General features: G+C 63.3%; 16 protein-coding genes. 10 read left to right on the top strand and 6 right to left on the bottom strand.

The annotated features are described in order from the left end of the window. The first annotated feature begins 3 nt into the window (after positions 1 to 3). From C7I85_RS05765 to C7I85_RS05790, 6 genes are all read left to right on the top strand, one after another. Positions 4 to 2,007 carry a CocE/NonD family hydrolase gene (locus C7I85_RS05765; protein ID WP_106722977.1) on the top strand — a complete coding sequence of 668 codons (2,004 nt, stop codon included), beginning with the start codon at positions 4 to 6 and terminating at the stop codon, positions 2,005 to 2,007. Positions 2,008 to 2,028: 21 nt separating this feature from the next. Then, on the top strand, positions 2,029 to 3,618 hold the full coding sequence (locus tag C7I85_RS05770) for an ABC transporter substrate-binding protein (protein ID WP_210203022.1): 1,590 nt from the start codon (positions 2,029 to 2,031) through the stop codon (positions 3,616 to 3,618). Between the two features lie 88 nt (positions 3,619 to 3,706). Further along, on the top strand, positions 3,707 to 4,651 hold the full coding sequence (locus C7I85_RS05775; protein WP_106722978.1) for an ABC transporter permease: 945 nt from the start codon (positions 3,707 to 3,709) through the stop codon (positions 4,649 to 4,651). 10 nt (positions 4,652 to 4,661) lie between these two features. Continuing rightward, positions 4,662 to 5,516: an ABC transporter permease gene (locus C7I85_RS05780; RefSeq protein WP_106723099.1), complete on the top strand. Its 855-nt coding sequence runs from the start codon at positions 4,662 to 4,664 to the stop codon at positions 5,514 to 5,516. 3 nt (positions 5,517 to 5,519) lie between these two features. Next, positions 5,520 to 6,368 carry an ABC transporter ATP-binding protein gene (locus C7I85_RS05785; protein ID WP_106722979.1) on the top strand — a complete coding sequence of 283 codons (849 nt, stop codon included), beginning with the start codon at positions 5,520 to 5,522 and terminating at the stop codon, positions 6,366 to 6,368. After that, on the top strand, positions 6,365 to 7,198 hold the full coding sequence (locus C7I85_RS05790; protein WP_106722980.1) for an ABC transporter ATP-binding protein: 834 nt from the start codon (positions 6,365 to 6,367) through the stop codon (positions 7,196 to 7,198). The genes C7I85_RS05785 and C7I85_RS05790 overlap by 4 nt, the downstream gene beginning before the upstream one ends. 28 nt (positions 7,199 to 7,226) lie before the next feature. Here C7I85_RS05790 and C7I85_RS05795 read toward each other — a convergent pair whose 3' ends face one another. The 5 genes from C7I85_RS05795 to C7I85_RS05815 form a co-directional block, all read right to left on the bottom strand. Then, positions 7,227 to 8,300, bottom strand: coding sequence for an ABC transporter ATP-binding protein (locus C7I85_RS05795; RefSeq protein ID WP_106722981.1), 1,074 nt, complete (start codon positions 8,298 to 8,300; stop codon positions 7,227 to 7,229). Between the two features lie 37 nt (positions 8,301 to 8,337). Further along, a complete protein-coding gene (locus tag C7I85_RS05800; protein WP_106722982.1) occupies positions 8,338 to 9,360 on the bottom strand; it encodes an SIS domain-containing protein in 1,023 nt (340 codons plus the stop codon). Further along, positions 9,357 to 10,202 (bottom strand): carbohydrate ABC transporter permease, encoded by an 846-nt coding sequence (locus C7I85_RS05805; protein WP_106722983.1) that lies wholly within the window; start codon positions 10,200 to 10,202, stop codon positions 9,357 to 9,359. The genes C7I85_RS05800 and C7I85_RS05805 overlap by 4 nt, the downstream gene beginning before the upstream one ends. Continuing rightward, on the bottom strand, positions 10,202 to 11,083 hold the full coding sequence (locus tag C7I85_RS05810) for a carbohydrate ABC transporter permease (protein WP_106722984.1): 882 nt from the start codon (positions 11,081 to 11,083) through the stop codon (positions 10,202 to 10,204). Before C7I85_RS05810 ends, C7I85_RS05805 begins: the two co-directional genes overlap by 1 nt. 76 nt (positions 11,084 to 11,159) lie before the next feature. Next, positions 11,160 to 12,398 carry an extracellular solute-binding protein gene (locus tag C7I85_RS05815; RefSeq protein WP_106722985.1) on the bottom strand — a complete coding sequence of 413 codons (1,239 nt, stop codon included), beginning with the start codon at positions 12,396 to 12,398 and terminating at the stop codon, positions 11,160 to 11,162. A gap of 194 nt (positions 12,399 to 12,592) precedes the next feature. Between C7I85_RS05815 and C7I85_RS05820 the strand changes: the two genes are divergently transcribed. Next, a complete protein-coding gene (locus C7I85_RS05820; protein WP_106722986.1) occupies positions 12,593 to 13,834 on the top strand; it encodes an ROK family transcriptional regulator in 1,242 nt (413 codons plus the stop codon). 263 nt (positions 13,835 to 14,097) lie between these two features. After that, positions 14,098 to 16,275: a cation:proton antiporter gene (locus tag C7I85_RS05825; protein WP_245444820.1), complete on the top strand. Its 2,178-nt coding sequence runs from the start codon at positions 14,098 to 14,100 to the stop codon at positions 16,273 to 16,275. Between the two features lie 291 nt (positions 16,276 to 16,566). Here the strand turns inward: C7I85_RS05825 and C7I85_RS05835 are convergent, their stop codons facing one another. Further along, complete coding sequence (locus C7I85_RS05835) at positions 16,567 to 17,268, bottom strand: MgtC/SapB family protein (RefSeq protein WP_106722989.1); 702 nt, start codon at positions 17,266 to 17,268, stop codon at positions 16,567 to 16,569. A gap of 202 nt (positions 17,269 to 17,470) precedes the next feature. On the opposite strand from C7I85_RS05835, the gene C7I85_RS05840 reads away from it, so the two are divergent. Beyond that, complete coding sequence (locus C7I85_RS05840) at positions 17,471 to 18,052, top strand: L,D-transpeptidase (protein WP_181257097.1); 582 nt, start codon at positions 17,471 to 17,473, stop codon at positions 18,050 to 18,052. 231 nt (positions 18,053 to 18,283) lie between these two features. Next, positions 18,284 to 20,995, top strand: a complete 2,712-nt coding sequence (locus C7I85_RS05845) for a LuxR C-terminal-related transcriptional regulator (RefSeq protein WP_106722990.1) — start codon at positions 18,284 to 18,286, stop codon at positions 20,993 to 20,995. The last annotated feature ends 61 nt before the right edge of the window (positions 20,996 to 21,056 follow it).

Consider the following 21,056-nt stretch of genomic DNA (forward strand, 5'->3'; position numbering starts at 1 on the left):
GGATTGCTTAACAAACCCGACAAGAACTTTACCGTGCTCGAGAACGAGTGGATCGAGCTGAAGGATGGCCGCCGGCTGGCGGCGCGTTTCTGGCTGCCGGATGCATCGCAGGAAAAGCCGGTTCCTGCGATCCTCGAATATCTGCCCTACCGCAAGCGCGATGGCACCGCGGCACGCGACGCGACCACCTATCCCGTCTTTGCCCAGCACGGCTATGCCGGCATTCGCGTCGACATCGCCGGCAATGGTGAGTCGCAAGGCCTCTTGACCGACGAATACACCGAGGACGAACTGGCCACCGGCGAAGAAGTCGTGGCCTGGATCGCCGCGCAGCCCTGGTGCTCAGGCGCGGTCGGCATCATCGGCATCTCCTGGGGCGGCTTCAACGGGCTGCAGATCGCCATGCGCCGCCCGGCTGCACTCAAAGCTGTCGTCAGCGTCTGCACCACCAGCGATCGCTATGCCGACGACATCCACTACATGGGCGGCTGCCTGCTCAACGACAACATGACCTGGGCGCAGCAGATGCTGGCTTATTCCTCGCGGCCGCCAGATCCGGAGTTGGCCGGCGAGGGCTGGCGCGACATCTGGCTTGAGCGGCTGAAGAACCTGCCCAACCTGGCAGCCAACTGGCTTTCGCATCAGCGTCGCGATGCCTTCTGGAAGCATGGTTCGCTGTGCGAGGACTGGCAGTCGATCGAAGCACCCGTGCTGTGCATCGGCGGCTGGGCGGATGCTTACCGCAACACGGCGGCGGCAATCGCTGAAAATCTCGAGGCGCCGGCCAAGGCGCTGATGGGGCCGTGGGACCACAAATATCCCCACATCGCCCGCGTACTGCCCAAGGCGGATTTTCATGGCGAAGTTCTCCGCTGGTTCGACCGCTGGCTGAAGGGCGAGGAGAACGGCGCGGAAAACCTGCCGGACTATCGCGTCTTCGTGCAGGATTTCCAGGCACCGATGGCCGAGTTCGGCGAGCGTTCTGGCCGCTGGGTGGCGGAGCAAAGCTGGCCTTCGCCGAATGTGGCCATGCAGGCCTTCCATCTCGGCGCCGGCACGCTCGGCGCGCAGTCGGACGGTGAGGTGGTGGTCTCGACGCCGCAGGATCTCGGCAAGGCGTCGGGCAATTTCTGCGCCGGCATGCGCATGGCGAACGAGCTGCCGGGCGACCAGCGCGTAGACGATGCGCTCTCGGCCTGCTTCGACAGCGGCCCGCTGGAAGCGGATGTCGAAATCATTGGCGCGCCGGTGATTGAGCTCGACGTGATCTCGGACAAGCCGGCAGCATTCCTCGTTGGCCGCCTGTGCGAGGTGGCGCCCGACGGCACCTCGATCCTCGTCAGCTACCGCCCGTTTAATCTTGCACATCGCAATTCGCATGAGCACCCCGAGGCACTGGAGCCGGGCAAGCGCTATCGCGTGCGTTTCCCGCTCAACCAGTGTGCCCACCGTTTCTCGAAGGGCAGTTCCATCCGGCTGGCGCTGTCGACCAGCTACTGGCCGATGGTCTGGCCGAGCCCGGAGGCGGCGAAGGTCACGGTAGAGCTGCACGACAGCACGGTTTCACTGCCGGTGCGAAAAGGCGTGCAGCCGGAGGACAAGACCGCAGCACCCGAGCCTGCGCGCAGCTATCCGGTGCTTGCGGTCGAGAAGCTGACCGATGCTCATGACAGCACCGAACGCGGCGTGGACGTGGACGGCCGCAGCTTCTTCGAGACGTTCGACGATTTTGGCTGGAATCGCGACCTCGAGACTGGTCTCGCGACCCATTCCAATGTGCGTCAGCGCTTTTCCGTCAAGCCGGACGATCCGCTCACGGCGGAGGCGCTTGCCGAGTGGACCATGGATATCAAGCGCGACGGCTGGGAAATCCGCACGCACTCGCACCATCGCATGACCTGCGACGCCACGCATTTCCTTATCGAGGCCGGCATATCGACTTTCGAGAATGGCAAACCGGTGTACGAGCACCACTGGAACCAGAATATCCCGCGCGATCACATCTAAGCCGGGGACAAGGGAACGAACATGAAGAAGAACATGAATATCGAATGGGCTGGCCTGAATATGGGCCGCCGGCGCTTCCTGCAGGGCGCGGCAGCCATCGGCGCCGCGGCTGCGGCGGGCGGCCTGCCGAAGCCTGCCTGGTCGGCCGTTGGCAGCACCCTGCGCGTGCGCGCCTATTCGGACCTGAAGTCACTTGACCCGGCCTTCTCGTCGGGCCTGCCGGGAGAAGCGGTGCAGGCCCCGATCTACAACAAGCTCATCCAGTACAATCCGGGCAGCGAATGGGGCTGGCAGCTCGATGCGGCAACCTCCATCGAACAGGTCGACTCGACGCATATCAAGTTCGCGCTACGCGACGACATCGGCTTCACCAACGGTTATGGCGCGATGACCGCCGAGGACGTGAAGTACTCGTTCGAGCGCATTGTCGATCCGGCGCTGGATTCGCCCAACAAACCCGACATGGGCACGCTGAGCCATGTCGAGGTGACCGGCGAGCGCGAGGGCGTGATCGTGCTGAAGGAGCCGTTCGCGCCACTGTGGTCGATCGCGCTGCCGCACATCACCGGCAACATCATCTCCAAGAAGGCGTTCCAGGAAGCCGGCGGCCGCATCGCGACCTCGGCGCCCACCGCATCGGGGCCCTACATGTTCAAGGAGTGGCAGCCACGCCAGAAGGTGGTGCTGGTGCGAAACCCCGACTGGAAGGGCTCACCGGCCGCCTTCGACAGCATCGAAATCCTGCCGATCGATGACGAAAACAGCGCCGAGATCGCCTTCGAGGCCGGCGAGCTGGATTTCACCGCGGTGCCTGTCTCGTCGGTCGAGCGGCTGCGTGGTGCAGCACCCAAGAACGGCGTGCTGAAGGAATATCCGTCGCTCTACTATGTCTGGCTCGGCATGAACCTGGACAATCCGAAGCTTCAGAACCCGAAGCTTCGCCAGGCGATCCAGTATGCGATCAACCTGCCGATGATCACCGAGGCTGCATACTTCGGCATTGCCAAGCCCTCGACCGGCCTCATCGCGCCGGGCCTAGTGGGCCACCGCGAGCAGTCGCTGATCCCCGAGGCAGGTGATATCGAGAAGGCGCGCCAGTTGCTGGAAGAGTCGGGCGAGACCAATGTGTCGCTAACGCTCGACGTCAACAACACGACGACCTTCGTCACCGCCGCGCAGATCATCCAGGCGAACCTCGCGGAGATCGGCATAGCGGTTGAAGTGAACGTGCACGAAGCGGCGACCTTCTGGACGCTGGGCGAAGAAGCTTCGGGCGACCAGTGGAAGAAACTGGAACTGGTCTTGAACCGCTTCTCCATGTTGCCCGACCCGTACTACGCCACCTCGTGGTTTACCTGTGCGCAGGTCGGCAAGTGGAACTGGGAGCGCTATTGCTCGAAGGAGTTCGACGCGCTTCACGAGGCCGCTGCCATCGAAACCGACACGCAGAAGCGCGACGAGATGTACAGGAAGGCGCAGGATATGATGGAGGAAACCGGTGCCTACCGCTTCCTCACGCATGAGGCGACCGCCATTCTCTACAACAACGCCATCAAGCCGGCGCTGCGCCCCGATGGCTTCACCTTGCTGCGCTACTTCGAAAAGGCGTAGTCCCTCAAACCGGCTTTACGCGGCGGCCCGTCGTATGGCGGGCCGTCAGGTTGCCGAGTGATTGCATTCAGGGAAAGGCAGGGCTGCGATGCTCTTCTATACGATCAAGCGGCTGGGCCTGGCCGCGCTGATCATCGTGGTCGCGATGACGCTGCTTCTGGTCATGGTGCATATGGTGCCGGGCGATCCCGCGCGCACCATGCTGGGGCCGCGCGCCACACCCGAGATGCAAGAAGCCCTGCGCATCAGGATGGGCCTCGACAAGCCGCTCATTACCCAGATCGGCCTGTTCTTCTTGAACCTCCTGCGCGGCGATCTCGGGATGGACGTGTTCGAGAACCGTCCGGTGGCAACCATCGTCTTCGAACAGCTGCCCTACACGCTTGAACTCATTGCCGCCGCGATCATCTGGCCGGTCGTACTCGGCACCATCCTCGGCGTCTATTCGGCCTCGCATCGCAACAGCCTGATCGACCGGCTCACCGGCGTGCTGTCGATCGCGGTGGTAGCGGCACCTGCCTTCGTCGTCAGTCTCTTTGCGTTGCTGATCTTCGCGGTACAGCTGCAATGGCTGCCCGCCATCGGCGCGGGCGACCCGGACAGTTTTGCCGACCGCTTGCGCTATCTCGCGCTGCCGGGCTTTTCCATCGGCCTCTCCTGGGTCGGCTACATCGCCCGCATGGTGCGCGCGTCCATGCTGGAGGTGCTTGGCGAGCCGCATATCCGCACCGCGCGCGCCTTCGGCCTCAGCGAATGGCGCATCCATTATGGCTATGCGCTGAAGCTCGGCATCCTGCCCATCATCACCATGCTGGGCGTGGGCATGGGCTTTCTGCTTTCGGCCGCGGTGTTCACTGAGATGGTGTTCGCGCGGCCCGGCATCGGCAAGCTGGTCATCGATTCCATCACCTCACGCAACTATCCGGTGGTGATGGGCGCGGTTCTGGTGTCGACCATGCTGTTCGTGCTCTCCACGGCCATTGCCGACCTCGCCAACGCCGCGCTCGACCCGCGCGTGCGCAAGGCGCTCTGAGGGGATGGCGATGAAGCAGCAATCCGAACTCCTCAAGAGCGCCAAGCTCATCCTGCGCGATCCGCTCGGCCTGCTCGGGCTTGTCATCGTCATTGCGCTGGTCGGCAGTGCGATCTTTGCGCCCTCGCTCGCGCCCTTCAACCCGACCGCCATCGACATGAAGGCGCGGCTGAGCGGCCCCACTGCCTCCCACTGGCTTGGCACCGACCAGCTCGGCCGCGACACCTTTTCGCGCATGATCCTGGGCGGGCGCGTGGCGCTGCAGGTGGCACTGCCCTCGATTGCCGCAGCCCTCGGCCTCGGCCTGTTGCTCGGCATGGTCGCGGGCTACGGCCCGCGCTGGCTCGACAATGCCATCATGCTTCTGTTCGACACATTGCGCTCGTTCCCGACGGTCATGCTGGCGCTGTCCTTCGTGGCGCTTGTCGGTCCCAGCCTCGGCACGGTGATGCTGGTGGTGATCGTCACTTCGGCGCCGATCTATGGCCGCATCGCCCGCACGCAGACGATGACGCTCAAATCGTCCGAGTTCATCACTGCCGAAGAGGCGATGGGCGCGCGCATGCCGCGCATCCTGCTCATCCACATCCTGCCCAACATCCTAGGCACGCTTGTGGTGCTCGCTTCGATGGACATTCCGGCCGTGATCGCGCTGGAGGCGGGGCTTTCGTTCCTCGGCATGGGCGTGAAGCCGCCTACGCCGTCGTGGGGCTCGCTGCTGAAGGACGGCTATGCGCTGATCCGCAGCACGCCTTGGCTCATCATCGCAGGCGCGCTCCCCATCGTCATGACCACGCTCGGCTTCACCTTCCTTGGCGAAGCGCTGCGCGACGTGGCCGACCCCAAGCTGCGCAGGACGAGGTAGGACATGAGCGAACCCGTTCTGAAAGTATCCAATCTCAGCATCGACTACCGCACCGAGCAGGGCCGGCTGAAGGCGTTGCGCAACATCGATTTGACCATCGGCGCGGGCGAGATCGTTGGCGTGGTGGGCGAAAGCGGCTGCGGCAAGTCCACGCTGATCTCGGCCATCCTGCGGCTGATGGCCAACAATGCGGAAGTCACCGGCGGCGGCATCGCCATCAATGGGCGCGACCTGTTCAAGCTTTCCGCGCGCGAACTGCGCATGATGCGCGGCGCGGAGGTCTCCATCGTCTTCCAAGACCCGATGCAGAGCCACAACCCGGTGATCTCCATCGGTCGCCAGATGGTGGACATCCAGTTCCGCGAAAACATCTCGAAGAAGGAGAAGCTGAACCGAGCCATCGCCATGCTGGCGGAAGTCGGCATTCCCGAACCGGCCGAGAAGATGAAGCAATATCCTTTCGAGCTTTCAGGCGGCATGCGCCAGCGGCTGGCAATCGCCATGGCGTTGCTCTGCCGGCCCAAGCTGCTGATCGCCGACGAGCCGACCACCGCGCTCGATGCAACGCTGGAAGTGCAGATCCTCGATAAGCTCAAGGACCTGCAGCAGCGCTATGGCTGTTCGGTGCTGTTCGTGTCGCACCATCTCGGCGCGGTGGCCCGGCTCTGTGACAAGGTCGCGGTCATGTATAAGGGTGAGGTGGTGGAAAGCGGCGACATCGACACCGTGTTTTCCAACCCGCAGCATCCCTATACGCGCGCGCTGATCGAATGCGATCCGGCCGGGCTCGAAGAGCGCACGCGCATGCTGCCGACCATTCCCGCCGACTTTCTGGAAGCTGCCCGCTCATGAACATCGCCGCAGCAACATTTTCCCAGGACCACGCCGGCGATGAGGCCCTTCGCATCTCGAACCTGCGCGTCAGCTACAGCCGCAAGGGCCTGCTGACCAATTCCTCTCCGCTGGTTGCGGTCGACAGCATATCGCTGTCAGTCGCCAAAGGCGAAATCTACGCCATCATCGGCGAAAGCGGTTCGGGCAAGACCAGCCTGCTCAGGGCAGCGGCGGGCCTGTTGCCGGCGAGCGGCTCGGTGCGGATCGACGGGCGCGAAGTGGTAGGCGCTTCTAAAGGCGAGCTGCGGGCTATCCGCGCCCGCTTCGGCCTGATGTTCCAGGACCCGGTCGGCAGCCTCAGCCCGCGCCTGACGGTGCAGTCGATCATTACCGAGCCTTTCCGCATCCACGGCGTCAGCAAGAAGGATATGGCCGCCGAGGCGCGGCGGCTCCTGAAGCTGGTCAGCCTGCCAGAGGATTTCGCAGGCCGCTATCCACACCAGCTTTCGGGCGGCCAGGCTAGGCGTGTCGGCGTGGCGCGGGCGCTCGCGCTGGAGCCGGCGCTGATCCTTGCCGACGAGCCGACGGCAGGGCTCGACGTTTCAGTGCAGGGAGAGCTGTTGAACCTGCTACGCGACCTTCAGGAAAAGCTCGGTCTTGCCATCCTGATCATCACGCACAACCTGCATGTCGTGCGCCACATCGCAGACCGCATCGGCATCGTCTACAAGGGCCGCATGATCGAGGAAGGCGACAACGACAGCATCTTCGGCTCGCCGGCCGAGGACTATACCAAGCTGCTGCTCGCTTCCAACCTGCATCTCAAGAACCGGGTGGCGCGAGCGTAGGAACAGGGCAGGGGGCTGCCCCGTCAGGCTACAGCCGCTTTTCCGTTTCCTTGTCGAAGATGTGCAGGGCGTCGGCGTCGAGCGCGAAGCGGCGGCGCGTGCCGGCCTGGATGTCGGATTTCGGCGACAAGCTTGCGGTAATGCGCTGCTGGCCAACCGTTGCGCTGATGACAAGCTCCGGACCGGTCAGTTCCACCACCTCGACATTGGCCTCGAATGCCGGCGCTTCGCCGTCCGAGGCAAGACGCAGGCTTTCCGGGCGGATGCCCAGCACCAGCTTCTGGTCGGGCCTGCCCTTGGCGGAGGTTTCGTAGGGCAGCGGAATGACGACATCGGAACTGTCGATGCGGGCAACACCATCGGCAATGTGCGCGTCGAGCATGTTCATGGACGGCGAGCCGACGAAGCCGGCGACATAGAGGGTCGTCGGACGCTCGTAGATCTCGGCGGGCGTGGCAAGCTGCTCGATCTGGCCATTGCGCATCACCGCGATGCGGGTGGCGAGCGTCATCGCCTCGATCTGGTCGTGCGTGACATAGACCACGGTGGTGCCAAGCATCTGGTGGAGACGCTTCAGCTCGGTGCGCATTTCCATGCGCAGCTTGGCGTCGAGATTGGACAGCGGCTCGTCGAACAGGAACACTTGCGGGTTGCGCACGAGCGCGCGGCCGATGGCGACGCGCTGGCGCTGGCCTCCGGAAAGTTCCGAGGGACGACGCTCGAGCAGGTTTTCGATCTGCAGGATCTTTGCGGCCGTCTTCACCGCCTCGGCACGCTCGGCTGCGGGAACCTTGCGCATTTCGAGGCCGAAGCCGATGTTCCGCTCCACCGACATATTCGGGTAGAGCGCGTAGGACTGGAACACCATGGCGATGTCGCGGTCCTTGGGATGCACGCCGACCACGGAGCGGTCGTCGATGCGCACGTCGCCGCCAGTGGGCTCGGCAAGCCCGGCGATGATGTTCAGCAAGGTGGACTTGCCGCAGCCCGACGGCCCGAGCAGGACCAGAAACTCGCCGCTGTCCAGCGACAGGTCGATGCCCTTCAGCGTGTCGACCGTTCCGTAGCGCTTGCGCACGCCGATGATGTCCAGGGCGCTCAACGGCTCTCTCCGTCGATGATGTGCAGGGTCATGGGGCCTACTCGACCTTGGTAATCTTGGAGGAACGGACCGGCGTTCCGACATCGGCCACGCGTGCGGAGGCAAAAGCCAGCATGAAGCGCTGCGCGGCCGGCAGCAATGCGAAGATGGCAGCGGCGCCGCTGGTGACATTGGTTGCCACGGTCTCGGTGCCGGCAACCGGTTCCTCACCTGAGGCGTCGAACACGACCACGGGCGAGCCTGCCTCGGACGCCGAAACGGCCATGCGGGCGACGAGCTCGGAGGTCGCGTCGGCGGCGCGGAACAGCACCACGCCGACATCTTGTCCTAGCATTTCCATCGGCCCGTGGCGCAGCTGGCCGCCTTCGAGCGAGAAGCACGGCACGCGCGACAGCTCGGTGAGGCCGAGCGCGATGGCTTCCGCCACACCCTGTGTGCGGCGGCCTGAGGTGACGATTGCGGTCACGTTGGCAAGCGACGCGGCGGCAGCATCAACGGAGACGTTAGACGGATTCTTGAGGACTTCGAGCGCGTGCGTGGGGTCGGCGCCAAGCTCGGCAAGCACGGCAAGATGCAGCGCGAAGCTGATGGTGAGGCTGCGCGTAGCGGCGAAAGCCTGCTCGTTGCCGCCGACGCCGGCGAGGCAGGGCACGGTCTTGGCAAGCGTGGAATTGCCGTCGAGCGTCAGCCCAAAGGTGTTTTCCGGCACGCCGGCCTCGGCGAACCAGCGCAGCACCTCGGCGCTCTCGCCCGACTGCGAGGTGACGAGGATGGTGCGCCCGGAAAGCGGCAGCGGCTGGCCGAGCTGTTCGGACAGCGGCACGGCGACGGCATCGATGCCGAGGTCGCGATAGAGCGGCTCGACGGCGCGGCCAACTGCATGCGAGCCGCCCATGCCGAGCAACAACAGGCGACCGGTGGCGCGCAGCGCCACGGCGATCTTTTCGGCAACCGGCTTCGCCGCTTCGAAAGAGGCGATGGCGTCGGCGTTCTGCCTGGCCATTTCGTTTTCGATGGCGACCAGGCCGGCGGGGCGTTCGTTCTGTACTGTCACTGTCATCCCTTGACGCCGCCTTGTGTCAGCCCCGAGATCAGGGCGCGCTGCATGAACAGGCCGATCAGCACCGGCGGCAAGGCGGCAAGCACGCCGGCCGTCGCGATCAGGCCGTAGTCGGACACCCTGCCGCCGGCGAGGTCGGCGATCGCCACCGTCAGGGTCTTGGCCCTGAGGTCGGAGGTAAAAAGCAGGGCATAGAAGAATTCGTCCCACGCAAGCAGGAAAGCGAAGAGGGCGGCAGTGGCCATCACCGGCGCTGCAAGCGGCAAGGTGATGAGCCTGAGGATCTGGTCAAGCCGCGCGCCGTCCATCATGGCCGCGCTTTCGATCTCGCGGGGAATGGAGTCGAAGCCGGACTTCAAGAGCCAGGTGGTGAAGGGCGCGAGGATGGTCAGATAGACCAGCGCGAGGCCGTAAACGGTGTTGAGAAGGCCGAGCGCGGCGAGCGCCATGTAGAGCGGCACGGCCAGAGCGACCGGCGGCAGCATGTAGGTGGCGATCACGGCATAGAGCGACCAGCCGACCGTCGGCGTGCGCGACACTGCCCAGGCGGAGGGAATGGCAACCAGCAGCGCAGCAATTGTGGCCATGCCGGCAACGCGCAAGCTGTTGAACAGGGCTGCAACGAAGGCGGCGCCCTCGGTGTTGGCCACCGCCGTCAACAAGCGCGTATAGCGCGACAGATCGACCGTCTCCGGCCACCAGTGCAGGGGCTTTGCGGTAAGGTCGGCGGTGGAGGAAATGCTCATCACGAACAGCCAGATTACCGGCGCGACGATGACCGCGGCGAGAAGAAGCGCGAAGGCGTGAATGAAGATGGTCGCCGTGAGGCTGCGCCGTTCCATCAGTTCGCTCCCGCGGTCTTGCGGATGACGGTGGCGTAGATCGCGGCAAGCACCGTCACCATCAATGTAACCATCAGCGCCAGTGACGCGCCGGACCCCGCGCGCTGGAACGAGAACGCTTCCTGATAGACGAGGATCGACAAGGTGCGCGTCGAGTTCGCCGGACCGCCGCGCGTCATGACCCAGATGATGTCGAACACCTTGAAGGCCTCAATAGTGCGCAGCACCAGCGCAACCATCAGCGGGCCGGCAAGGTAGGGCAGGATGACGAAGCGGAAGCGCGACCAGGCGCCCGCGCCGTCCACCATGGCCGCCGAGGTGATGTCACGCGGCACAGCCTGCAAGGCGGCGAGCGCAATCAGCGCCACTAACGGAAAATTCTTCCAGGTATCGGCGAGGATGAGGGCAGCAAGCGCGGTGCCCGGCTCGCCGAGCCAGGAACGATAGGCGTCGAGCAGCCCGATCTGCGTCAGCGCCGCATTCAGTGCGCCATATTCGGGATTGTAGATCAGCCGCCAGAGCGTGGCATTGACCACAGTGGGCAGCGCCCACGGCAAGATCATCAGCGCCCGCAGAACGGTGCGGCCATAGAACTGCTGGTTGAGCAGCAGGGCAGCGGCAACGCCCACGACCATCTCGGCCGTGACCGAAATGACGGCGAACCACGTGGTGGTGAGGAAGGCGCGCTGGAAACCGGAATTCGACAGCATCTTCAGATAGTTGTCGAAGCCGACGAAATTGCCGGAGGTGCCCACCAGCTTGGCGTCGGTGAAAGAGAGCCGCACCGTGTCGATGAGTGGCCAGCCGATGACCGCCACCATGACGATCAGCAGCGGCAGCATCAGGAGCCATGCGCGCGTGTTGATCCAAGAGCTGGACATGAAGCGGAACCCAACCGTACCCTAAATGCACGCGGGCGACGTCGTTAAACGCCGCCCGCGAGGCAAATCTACATTATCAGAGGCCGCTGTTCTCTGCAGCGGTGTTGAGCGCATCCTCAGGCTTCGACTGGCCAAGGATGGCTTCCTGGACGGCCAGCTGCAGCGCGGTCGACAGCTCCTGGTACTTCGGAGTCGTCGGGCGCGGATACATGGCCGCCAGCGCGACCTTGGCCGCAGCGATCATGTCTTCCTGGCCGGCGCTGACGGCCGGATCGTCATAGGACGAGGTCCAGATCGGCAGGCTGAGCTTGGCGTAGGCGTTCTGCGTCGCCTGCGACGTCATGAACTCTATGTACTTCCAGGCTTCGTCCTGGTGCTTGCTGGTGGTGGTGATGCCAAGGCCCATCGAGCCGTTGACAGCCGAGACCTCGCTCTTGCCTTCGACGCCCGGTGCCGGCACGACGCCGACCTTGCCTGCGACCTTGCTCTCCTTGGGGTCGTTGGCCATGTTGTACATGTAAGTCCAGTTGAGGGCGAAAGCAGCCTCGCCATTCTGGAACACGCGGCGCACGTCCTCCTCGAGGAATTCCTTCGAGTTCGGGTTGGTCAGGCCCGACGAATACGACGTCACCATGTAGTTCAGCGCATCCAGGCCACCGCCGGTCTGGAAGGCGGGCTTGCCGTCCTTCAGGAAGTCGCCGCCGAAGGCGCTGACCAGCGTCGTGTAATCGCAGATCGCGGCTTCGGCCTGCGACCAGCTCCAGGCGATCGGCGTATCTAGAACACCCTTTTCCTTGATGATCTTGGCCTGGTCGGCAAGCTCGGCCCAGGTTTTCGGCGGGTTCGCGATGCCGGCCTTCTCAAGGATTTCCTTGTTGTAGAAGAGATACTTGGTGTCGAGGATCCACGGCAGGCCGTAGCGCTTGCCTTCATACTCGACCGTGGTCCAGGCGCCCGGCAGCACGCCTTCCTTCATCGCCGGCGTGATGCGGTCGGAGATGTCGACCAGCACGTTGTTGGTGGCGTATTCGGCCGGCCAGATCACGTCGAACAGCACGACGTCGTAACCGCCGCCCGAACCCTGCGCGAGCACGGTCTTGTCGTGCAGGCCTTCATAGGGAACGAACTCGATATTGACCGAGATGTCCGGATTGGCCTTGGTGAAGGCGTCCGTCATTGCGCGCACGTCGGCTTCGCTATAGGCGGCCTGCGCCATGAAAAGCGCGTTGAGCTTGGTCTCCGCATGGGCGACGCCGCTGAGCGCGGCGCTGAAAAGGGTTGCGCCGAGCAGCGCCGTCTTGATGGATTTCAACATTCTCTCTCCTCCACCGGGTGGTCCTGGACTTCTGACATCGAATTTTGATCAACGCTTTTTCGGAAGCAACCGAGCCCAGCCTGCATTTTGCCCCGGCTGGCCCCTCTTTACCGAAAAACTTGCATTTTCTCATTAAATCAATTGTCTTGAAATATTCCTCGGTCAATATCGGGAAACTGTCAAGAGGGTCGGTTATGAACGAGATGCGGCAAATTCGGGCCAAAAGCGGCACCAATCTCGGCGGCGCAAGCGCGCACAACCGCCGCGTCATGATCGATGCGCTCAGGGTCAACGGTGCGCTGTCCCGTGCAGACCTCGCGCGAGCGACCCGGCTGACGCCGCAGACGGTCTCCAACATCATCGAGGAATTGTCGCGCGACGGGCTGGTGATGTCGCAAGGCGTCTTGCGCAAGGGCAGGGGGCAGCCGGCCACGCTCTACCGGCTCGTGCCCGAGGGCGCCTTCGCCATCGGCCTGCAGATCGACAGGCATGTGACGCGCGCCATCGCGGTCAATCTGGTCGGCGACGTTCTGGCGCGGATGGAGGCCAATCTTCCCGAAGGCGGGCCGACCGAGGGCGTGAAAGTGGTGCTCGGCCTCGTCGAACGCGCACGCCTCGAGCTATGTGGCCGCATTCCGCAGGCAGAAGAGCGGCTCGTGGGCCTCAGCATCGCAATGCCCGGACCGTTCGGCATCAGCGCGCCCTATGGCGATCCTTGGGCGATGACGGCGTGGCAGAACTTTCCGCTCGTGCAGACCGTCGCCGCAGGAACCGGCCTGGAGGTCGCACTTCAGAACGACGCGGCGGCGGCCGCGACGGCCGAAAAGCTGCTCGGCGCCGCCCATGGCGTCGACCATGCCATCTGCGTTTTCCTTGGTTACGGCCTTGGCGCAGGGCTCATCGTCAATGGGGAGCGCTATGGCGGCGCCTATGGCAATGCCGGCGAAATCGGCATGGTGCTGGCGCTGTCACCGGACAATGCGGGCAGCGTCGCCCCGCTGGAGCATTTTGCGTCGATCGCCTCGCTGTGTAAGGCACTCGAGCTCGATCCGGCCGATCCGGAGCTGTTCGCGCTGATCGCCGATGCCGTCACGCGCGCCGACCGACGTGTGGAAAACTGGATCGACAAGGCGGCCGAGCGCCTGCGATGGACGGTGCAACTCCTGGAATCGGTGTTCGATCCGCAGACGATCATCCTTTGCGGCGGCGCGCCGCGCTCGCTCATCGAAAAATTGGTGGAGCGGATGCAGCCCTTGCTGTCCTCGGTGTCCGAGCGAAAGGAACGTTTTCCGCAGCCGCGCCTGCAGCCCGGCCTTGGCGATCCCTGGGCGGTGGCGCTCGGCGCGGCGGCAGAGCCCATCTCCCGTGCCTTCGACCCGCGCTTTTCGGCTATCCTGAAGGCGCGGCCAGCGTCGGACTACATGTTCCGGTCTTGAACTAAAGCGTCAGCGTAGCGAGCCCCTGGCGAAATCAAAATCCGGGCTCGCCTTTGCGTTTGGGGCCTCCACCCCTGATTTGGCACAAGTGCGTAACGTCTGCAGGCGTAGTACATTGTGCCGGACAGATGGCGGAGAAGACGATGGCCAGAGAAAGTCGTCAAGGACGCGGCCGGATGGCTTGCGTGGCGTGCTTTCTGTTGATCGTCGCGTCACAGGCCAGTGCCGCGACCGCACCAGATTCAGCGGCTGCCGGGGTGGGCTTGACCGGCTCCAGCGAAGGTATCTTCGTGCTGGAACTCGTGCTTCTGCTTGTCGTGGGACGCGGCCTTGGCGAGCTTTTTCAGCGGTTCGACCAGCCAGCGATCATGGGCCAGCTCATTGGCGGCATCCTTCTCGGGCCGACCTTGTTCGGCTGGCTTTGGCCATCCCTGCAGCACAGCGTCTTTCCGTCCGATCCAGCTCAGAAGAGCATGATCGAGGCGGTGTCCCAGCTGGGTATCCTGCTGCTGCTCATGCTTACGGGCATGGAGACCGACCTCAAGCTGGTGCGTCGGGTCGGCGCCGCCTGCCTCTCCATATCGACGGCAGGCATAATCGTCCCCTTCGTCTTAGGCTTCGCGTTTTCGTTCTTCCTGCCGCAATCGCTGTTGCCCGATCCGAACCAGCGCCTGGTCGCCGGGATATTCTTAGGCACGGCGCTGTCGATCTCGTCGGTAAAGATCGTGGCCATGGTGGTTCGCGAGATGAACTTCATGCGCCGCAATCTGGGGCAGATCATCGTTTCCTCCGCCATCATCGAGGACACGATCGGCTGGCTCATCATCGCCGTCACCTTCGGCATCGCCACGCATGGGAAGGTCGAGCCACTGTCCTTGATGGGCACAGTCGCGGCGCTCGCGGCCTTCATGATCTTCAGCTTCACCATCGGGCGGCGGATTGTCTTTTCGTTGATCCGCTGGAGCAATGACGAGCTCCAGAGCGAGTACGCTGTCATCACCGTGATCCTCATCATCATGGGAACCATGGCCTGGATCACCAACCTGATTGGCGTCCATACGGTGCTCGGCGCCTTCGTGGCCGGTATTCTGATCGGCGAGTCGCCAATCCTGTCGCGGCACATCGAGGCGCAGTTGCGGGGCATCATCACCGCGCTGTTCATGCCGGTGTTCTTCGGCATGGCCGGGCTATCGGCGAACCTTACCGTGCTTGCAGATCCGTACCTCGCCCTGCTTACCGTGGCACTCATCGCGATTGCCAGCGTCGGCAAGTTCAGCGGTGCCTTCCTTGGCGGAAGGGCCGCCGGCATGTCCTGGAAAGAAGCGACGGCCGTCGGCTGTGCAATGAACGCACGCGGCTCGACCGAGGTCATCGTGGCGAGCATCGGCCTGTCGGCAAATATCCTGTCGGGCACCCTTTTCACCATGATCGTCACCATGGCGGTCTGCACGACCCTGTCGATGCCGCCCATGCTGCGTTGGGCGCTCCGGCGACTGCCGATGGGCGTTGAGGAGAAAGAGCGTATCGAGCATGAAGCGCTGGACGAGCGCGGCTTCGTGGCCGGATTGGAACGTCTGCTTGTCATCGTGGACGACAGCGCCATTGGGAAGTTCACCACGCGGCTTGCCGGCATAATCGGGGGCGGCAGCGGCATGCCGATCACACTGTTGCGCCAGCATGCAGACCTGTCCTCATGCCTGCCCGGTGGCAAACCTCGCGAACATGTCAGGCAGTTGAGGAGGGCGGCAAAGTCGAGCGCCAACGCCGTGCAGCAGGACGAAGGTACCGAGGTGGAGGAGATTCACCTGACCGCGCGGAATGAGATCCCAGTGACCACCGAGGCTGTGGCTGGCGAATCCCGCAAAGGATATGACTTGCTCTTCGTGGGGCTGGCCGGGAGCACAAGCGGCAACGGAGCTTTCGCACCCAGGCTCCACGATATCGCCGCCGGGTTTGACGGAGCGCTCTGTCTTGTCTTGCAAGGGGAGGCGAATGCCCGCCCGATGCCCAGGCTCACCAAGGGTTCGACCATCCTCGTCCCGATCAACGGAACGGAGGTCGCGCGCCGAGCTGCGGACATAGCCCTGGCACTGGCGCGGCCGCGCAAGGCGCATGTCAAGGTCCTCTATGTAATTCGCGAAAAGCGGGTCGGTCGGCGCCCTTCCATATCCCGCTGGCGGGAGGAGGCAATGCTCAAGGAAATCGTGGAACTCGCGGACCGGTACGATGTGCCGGTTCGGACGGTGATCCGCACACATGCCAGCGCCGATGAGGCGATCTGTCGTGAAGCGAGGCAGGCCGCGCTCGTGGTCATGGGCGCGGCACAGCGGCCCGGATCCGACTTGTTCTTTGGGCCCACCGCGATGTCTGTTGTCGCTAAATGCCCGCAGCCGATCGTGCTTGTAGCCAGCGAACGCGGACTGCGCGCCGGACAGGGCTGATACAACACCCGCGTGTTGGAGGAACGTTTGCCGCCAACCCTTGTTAACGGGAGGGGAAGGGCATCAGATCGCCGGCCGATCTTTTTGTGGTGAGATAGGCAGTCTGAGATGAAGGAACCCAGCAAGGCAAGGGATCATCACTCAAAGGGTCCCGTCTTTTCAGCCGAGCAGGCACGGCAAGGCGAGATAGTCTTGCGCACCCGAACGCGGCGACTGATTTTCATTGCCGGGCTGGCAGGCATCGTTGTGCTGGCTCTTCTCCTGGCCATCTTCGCCAGGTAACGGCATGCATTAGCCCGTAGTCTCGCTGGACATGCGAATTTCCTCGACGTCACCGTATTGCGCAAGCGTCGCCAGCAGGGCCGGCGGCAGTTCGGAAGGCTCGGGCCGGGTCCAAGAGACATCAAACACGAACCGTCGCGCACCGGCGCGGCCAAGGCGATCCGTGCCGGCAAGCCGCGCCTCATAGCCGAGCGGCTTGAGGATGGCGGCAAGATCGGGCGCTGTCACACCACCGGTGCCGAGCGCCACCATGGCGTGGTGCTCGCGCGGGATTCTGAGATCGACCCATTTCAGGGCCAGCAACGTCACCAGCGAGAGCAGGGTGCCGGCAAATCCAAGCCAGAGCTGTCCTCCGCCGAATGCCAGGCCTATGGCCGTCATCACCCAAAGCGTTGCCGCCGTCGTAACCCCGCTGACAAGATCGCCCTTTCTCAAAATGGTGCCGCCGCCGATGAAGCCGACCCCGGTAAGCACGCCGAGCGGAAAGCGCAGCACATCCATAACGGCGAAGGAGTCGGGGGTCTTGCCGCCGACGGACAGCAGTAAGTTGGCCTGGACCATGCTGATGGCCGCTGCGAGCCCGACCAGTATCGTGGTCCGGAGGCCCGCGGCCTTGCCATGGGCTTCACGGTTCAAGCCGATCAGCGCGCCGGCTATCAGTGTAAGGAGAAGGCGAAGCAGAATCTCCTGCCAGCTTGGGTTCAGTGGCATGCCCGACCTCTCCGCATCGCCAACCGACTAATCCTGACTGATCTAAATGCGCCATCACCGGCCGAGTTCCTCGGCTGTCTGTTCGCCCATGCTGCGAACTCGAAGCTATCGCTTCATCCCCTTGGACGTAACACGAGCGTGGGCTAGACTGTTGGGGGTAGATATCGCCATTCAGGCGCATTTCGCGCGAGGAGGGCGGTTCATGTTCAGTCGCCGATCGTTCGTGCTCGGGCTGGTCGCTTCGTTTCTGGTACCCCAGGTTGGCATTGCGGGGCATAGAGCGTCGGCGGTTAGGCATAAGAGGCACTTTGTTCTCAATCCAAAATACGCGCCACAGTCGGTCGCATTCTCCCGCGACTATCCGCCCGGCACGGTGGTCGTCGACCCACATAAGAGGTTTCTCTACTTGGTCGAACAGCCGGGCGTAGCGCGCCGTTACGGCGTTGGCGTGGGCAAGGCAGGATTGGCTTGGTCTGGCCGCGCCGTTGTCGGTCGCAAGGAAGAATGGCCGCATTGGAAACCGACCAAGGACATGATCCGGCGCAATCGGCGCGAATATGGCAAATATGCCAAAGGCCTGGAGGGTGGCCCTCACAATCCGCTCGGTGCTCGTGCGCTCTACCTCTATCAGGGAGGACGTGACACCCTCTATCGGATCCATGGCACCAACGCGCCATGGACGATCGGCCGTGCCGTATCCAATGGCTGCATCCGCATGCTGAACGCGCACGTAGAGGACCTTTACAACCGCGTGAAAGTTGGGACGCCGGTAGTTGTCCTTTAGGGACCCTAGACGGCTGAGTTGGACGCATCCAAGTATGACGACGCCGACATTCGCCGCGCAGCGCCTCCGACACGGTCATCGAAATGCGAGCATAAGCCTCGACGGAAAGCACCGAAGCCGATTGCGATCCGCTTCGGTTACGGGAAATATGCGTGCCCAACGATACGGCAAAGCAACTCCGGTTCCGGAAAAGCCAGCCACAAGCCGCGCGACGAGATTGGGCAATTGAGGATGAAGCCGATCAGACAGACGAACCGGTCGGTGCGACGCAGCGCGATCCTGACGTCGCTCAAGCCGCATGCCGAGACCCGGTTCGTCCTCTTCATGGCGCCGGCTGGCTTCGGGAAGTCGACCACCATGTCTCAGTGGCGGGATCAGCTGGAAGCCGCCGGCCGCGTCACCGCATGGATGTCGTGCGAGCCCGATGACAACAACGAAGCCGCGTTCCTCGATCACTTCATCCAGGCCCTGAGACACGCGGTAAAGGACCCGGACGATCTGGACAGGTCGCATCGGTCGAGCCCCCTCTTGCGCCCGTCGGCAGTGCTCAACGCAATTGCTGCGGGCCTCGCGCATGACAGGGGGACAACCATCTTTGTCGACGATTATCACCTCGTGGAAAGCGAGGCCGTCAGGGGCTTTGTCGAGCAGCTCATAAGGCAGGCGCCTCCCAACGTCTCTTTCGTCATGGGCTCGCGGGATGTTCCCTCCTTGCCTCTTGCAAGGCTCAGGGTCACCGGCGATCTTTTCGAGATCGGACCGGACCAACTGCGCTTTGATCTTGAAGAAACCGACGCCTTTCTGAACGGGAAACTCGGTCTCAACGTGGCCCCAGACGCCCTCGATGTCCTTTGCGTTCGCACCGAAGGCTGGGCCGCCGGTCTGCAACTCGCCTCGCTGTCAATTGGTCCGCAACGCCAGCCAGAGATTGTCGCCGCAACCCTGTCCGGTGCTCACCGCAACATAGCGGATTTTCTGCTGACGGATGTCATGGCCAGACTGCGGCCGGAGCTTGTGCGTTTCTTGCTGCTCAGTTCGGTTTTCGAGCGCTTCGATGCGGAAGCCTGCCGGACCGTGCTCCGCGAGCGAGACGCCGCTTCGATCCTTGGCGAGATCGAGGCGCACAATCTGTTCCTCGTCGCACTGGATGATGAACGCCGATGGTTCCGTTACCATCACCTGTTCCGGGACTTTTTGCGCCGGGAGCTCGAACGAAGAGAGCCGGACTTAATAGCATCCCTGCATCTTGCGGCAGCGGACTGGTTCGGCAAGACAGGGATGCTCGCCGAGGCCATCCGCCATGCGCTGACAGCAGGCGATCAAGGGCGGGCGGCCTCACTGGTAGAAAATAACGGCCTGGAACTCATCGCTCAGTGCCAGCTGGTTTATGTGCGCCAGCTTCTGTCGCTGCTTCCTGCCAAGCTCGTCGGGCAGCGGGTTCGCCTGCAGCTCATCGCGCTCTGGCTTGCCGTGCACAGCAGCCAACCCGATGCAGCCCTGGAGGCTCTGGCAACCTCTCGCCGCCTCATCGAGAGCGGACCGGTCGACAAGTCAGACCCCGGAACCATGGCCGGCACTTCGATAGAGGTCGAGCTTGAGGTGTTGGCATCGGCCGTCTACAGCACCTTCGAGAAGTATGAGGAGGCTCGCGACAGCGCCCTTTCCGCCCTCAGGCACCTAGCTCCCGATGCCTGGTTCATGGAGGGGGCCGCAGCCAATGTGGCCGGCTATAACCACTATGCCCTGGGCAATCTTGACGAGGCCCGGCGCGCGCTGGGTTCCGCCCGCAAGGCCCATGACCGCAGCGGCAGTCTGTTGGGCACGACGATCGCCACCTGCTACCTTGCGGTTGTCGAACGCAGCGCAGCCTGTCTGCCCATCGCTGAGACCCTGCTTCGCGAAGCGATCGCGGAAGCTCGTGCTAAGGTCGGCCCGAATTCATACGCGGAAGCTTTGGCAGGTACGCTCCTTTCTGAACTTGTCTACGAGACAGATTCCTCCGGCGAGGCGCTCTCGCTCGTCGAGACCCTTGGGCCTCTCATCGAAGGCTCCGTCATCATCCTCTACCCATTGGCAAGCTTGCCGACCTATGCCCGCGCTCTGGCCTTGAACGGGCGCTCGGAAGAGGCCCTGGAAATGCTCGGACGGATTTATGAGACCGTGCGCGGAACGGTTTATGTCCGGCTTGCGTCGACCCTTGTCCACGAACGTATCAGGCTCCTGCTCGAAAGAGGGGAAGTTCTCGTCGCCCGAAATTGCCTGGATAGCCATCGCGCCGGAGCAATCAGGGACGGAATGGACATAGCGAACGAATTCGAGTTCTTCGCCGAGGCGCGGCTGCTTATGGCCGAAGGCAAACATGCCGAAGCCGGTTCGATCCTCGACGCGCTCCTGGCAAGGACCCGAAGTACGGGACGAAGGCGCCGACACATACTAGCGCTCATACTGGCAGCCAAATTATGCCACCTCGACAGGATGCACTCGGAAGCCCTGCAGCATCTCGTTGAAGCACTTAAGCTTGCCCAGTCATCGGGCTTCATCCGATCATTTGCCGACGAGGGATTGCCGATGGCTGAAATGCTGGAGGCGCTTCTGGCGGGTTCGGCACTAGAACCGCCGCTGCATGGCTACGTGCGGAAAATCCTGAGCGTCACGCAAAAGAGCCACCAGCTCGGCGGAGCCCCTCGAGAGATCGAGCCAGATGGCCTCCACGGTCTCACGGCGCGGGAACTGGAGCTACTCGAAAGCCTGTCGGACGGGCTTTCCAACAAGGAGATTGCGACAGCGCTCTCGCTCAGTGAGACCACCGTCAAATGGCACCTGAAGAATATCTTCGGCAAGCTCGCCGTTGCCAACCGCGTGCAGGCGGTCCGTGCGGCGCAAGCTGTGCTGCAGCCCCACTCGAAAGGAGGGGGAAGAAAATTGCAGACCACCCTCCTTTAGGGTCGGGTACACTGCTCCTTAGCCTGCTAATGCAATTTCCAGTCAGATGGCGGTTCGGTGT

Source organism: Pseudaminobacter soli (ex Li et al. 2025) (genome assembly GCF_003012705.1).
Taxonomy (GTDB): domain Bacteria; phylum Pseudomonadota; class Alphaproteobacteria; order Rhizobiales; family Rhizobiaceae; genus Pseudaminobacter; species Pseudaminobacter soli.